General features: G+C 31.0%; 4 protein-coding genes. All 4 read right to left on the reverse strand.

Annotation, left to right across the window (positions count from 1 at the left end; all coding sequences use genetic code 11):
- Positions 1-471: hypothetical protein (locus tag IUY40_RS19065; RefSeq protein WP_195738442.1), on the reverse strand; the 471-nt coding region annotated here is incomplete at its 3' end.
- A gap of 506 nt (positions 472-977) precedes the next feature.
- Complete coding sequence (locus tag IUY40_RS19070) at positions 978-1,811, reverse strand: hypothetical protein (protein ID WP_195738443.1); 834 nt, start codon at positions 1,809-1,811, stop codon at positions 978-980.
- 37 nt (positions 1,812-1,848) lie between these two features.
- Positions 1,849-2,193 (reverse strand): hypothetical protein, encoded by a 345-nt coding sequence (locus IUY40_RS19075; protein ID WP_195738444.1) that lies wholly within the window; start codon positions 2,191-2,193, stop codon positions 1,849-1,851.
- Between the two features lie 148 nt (positions 2,194-2,341).
- On the reverse strand, positions 2,342-2,896 hold a 555-nt coding region (locus tag IUY40_RS19080), incomplete at its 5' end, for a hypothetical protein (RefSeq protein WP_195738445.1).

A 2,896-nucleotide genomic window follows, 5' to 3' on the forward strand; every position in this document is an offset into this window, starting at 1 on the left:
ATTTAAAATACCCTGGTCTTCATCGCGTCCTCCGATATCTGAAATATTCTGGTCTAAAAGCGTCCAGATATCAGCATACATTTGTTGATCTGTTTTAAGGGATACTAAAATAAAATTAGGGATTACTTCATAGACAATATCTAATTTGTCTTTGTCATTTCCTGCCTCGGTAATAGCTTTTTTATACTGTTGGATAATTGTTGCTTTAAAGGCTTCAATATCATAGCCAATAAATTGAGCCAAATATTCTATTCCTTCGTAACTATCAGTTTCAAATCTAAGAGCTAAGTTCTTTTGAAGATCGAAAATGTCTAATAGAAAGAAAGTCTTTGCTGGAAAAGATACTTTAAATTCAATATTTTTCAAATCAACAATAGCTTCTAAGAGTTGACGATTACAACTAATAGAATATCCCTTAATAGTTCCTTTAAAATTTAGAGGAGCATTTTTAGGAAAAGAATCCAGTTGCAATTTTTGCGTTTTATTACCAATGTTTTTCTTAATCCAAAGTAATATAGATACTAAGGGTGATATTGATGCCGTTACAACTACTTCCTCTAAAGCACTTGCATTTGTATATTGATAATGATCCTCATTATTTAGTATATAACGATTACCTTTTAATGTAATTTCGTCAGGTTTTTAGTTTGGTATTTATAATTGCTCACCAAAATTTTTCATCAAAACTCGTCATAGAATCTAGTAAAAATCAAATAGAACTATCTTCTATTTGATTTTTACCCATATAAATATAGCAAGTAGATAGATTATAGGAATACAGGTTATTATAATTTTTGTATAAATTATTTTTCTTTTCATAAGCATGTAAATTATTGCTATTGCAGAAAATATTAGACTAAAAAGTAAAGAGGAAAAAACTAATAAACCTTTTAAATGTCTTCCTATTATATATTCTGGAATAGAACATATTATTATATAAATTATAAAAAAAACTATTTCAAAAAAAACAAATTGATTTACTCTTGATCCCATCCTCTTACTTTTTGATTATAATATTGATAATTGTATCCATTTTTAATTGCCTGGGTATCTTCTGCAGAATCCCCATTTTGACCTTTTGACATAACTTTTTCGTAAAAATCTACACCATCTAAAGCTGACTCCAAAAGAAAACCTGAATTACTCACAGCGTTACCCCATAAAAACTGGCCTGCATCGGCAATATTATAAATGACATTATGCTTGCCAAACTTAAAATAAGTTCGAGAGCCACCATTGTATCCTGCTTTATTCATTTCTTCGTTTGAAATTTTATATTCCATTTTTAAACCTGTAGGGAAATCCCAATCTCCATTTGATTTTATAGCCAGTTTAATATAGTCTGAAGTGTTTTTGTAACTTCCTGAAACATTCGGACTAATTTCTCCAGCGGCTTTGATTCTATCTAGCACATTTACTATAGGGGTAAATATCTTATTTTTTATTTCAAAATACCCATATAACATATGTTTATCTGTAATTTTTGGATCATTAAAAAACAATTCGGTTCCATTTTCATCAAAAAATTTATTTGCGCCTTCTTTTTTTATAAGTTTAGTGACATATCCTTTAGAATTTATAGTTATGTTATTTCCCAAGAATCGTTCATCTGAATCATTAAGTCCATTTGCATATTTCGCATCAAGTTTTTTGGTTGTTGCATACTTATCTTTAATATACTTCTCCATTTCAGCAGCATTTTTATCATCTTCTATTTGCTGACGCCAAATACCAATCATAATTTGCCTGAACCGTGCCATTTCGGCAGGACTGGTATCTTCTAGTACTATTGTATGGTTTTTAATAATCATGGTGGTGTGTTTTATGGGAGGTCAAAAAAGGTGTTTGCTATAGTATTTCTACTTTAACAGGTTTGGGCTGGATATGATCTGAGAATGCTGTGGTTATATTCAGGCGTAAATCGTCTTCTTGTTCTATTTTGGCATCGCCACCCAAATAACAGTTTTTGAATAATACTTCGAGGGCTTTAAATTCGTCCATTTTTGAAGCTTGCAATACTGCCGAGCGAATGCTGATATCTGGCTTTTTGAAATAAGCAAATAAGATCGTTTCGTCGTCATCGGTAATGGTGAGTTTAACTACTTTTTTATGCTTGTGTTTCCATTGGTTTAATTGTGCCTGAGTAATGTTTCCGTCGAGAACATCGACATTTTTTGAGTTTGTTATTTCCATTTTTAGATTTAATTATTAGTTGTATGATTGAGTAAATTGATGTCGGATTTGGTGGTGTCTTTTGTTGTTGAAAAACAAAGGCAAATGCTGCCAGACACAGGTATAAATGTCATTTCGGTTGTACTAACTGATTGACGTTTTCTATTGTTTATAGAAAGTGAATTTTGTGTGCGGATTTAAAAAAAGAGGCTGCCTGAGTTATTGTTTTGAAGTTAAATAAGATTCCGAATTCTTTATCTAAAACTCTAATTTCATCTTCAATTTTCTTTACATCAGGAAAATTTCCAAAAGTATCATCAGTTTTACTTAAAATCTCCGCAAGCTTTGTTTCTAGTCTAGCATATTCATTTATTATTTTTTCCGCATCCTCAATTTTCTCTTCTAACTTTAAAGCTTCATCCGTGTATCCGGCATCTCTAAGTGCTTTTGCTCCTTTTCTACCTTTTTTAACTAAATTAATTAATCCTTCTAATCCAAAAGTGGTAATATCAACCGCAATACTTATTTTTGTCCAATTGTCTACCAACCATCCTAAATCATTTTTTATTAATATTTGTTTTGCCTTGTCATTAATCATTACCATTTCTGCAGCTTCCTTTGTAATTTCTATATAAGCCAGGGTTACGGCAAGTTGGCTTCCACCAACAACAATTACTCTTAAAGCAGATGCAACTCCCAGAATTGAGGTAGTAAGACTTACTAA

It is taken from the genome of Flavobacterium sp. ALJ2 (assembly GCF_015594725.1).
Lineage (GTDB): Bacteria > Bacteroidota > Bacteroidia > Flavobacteriales > Flavobacteriaceae > Flavobacterium.

Excerpts from the sequence above, each read along its gene's own strand:
- IUY40_RS19070 (WP_195738443.1), bottom strand. The coding sequence starts at position 1,811 with ATGATTATTAAAAACCATACAATAGTACTAGAAGATACCAGTCCTGCC.
- IUY40_RS19075 (WP_195738444.1), bottom strand. The coding sequence starts at position 2,193 with ATGGAAATAACAAACTCAAAAAATGTCGATGTTCTCGACGGAAACATT.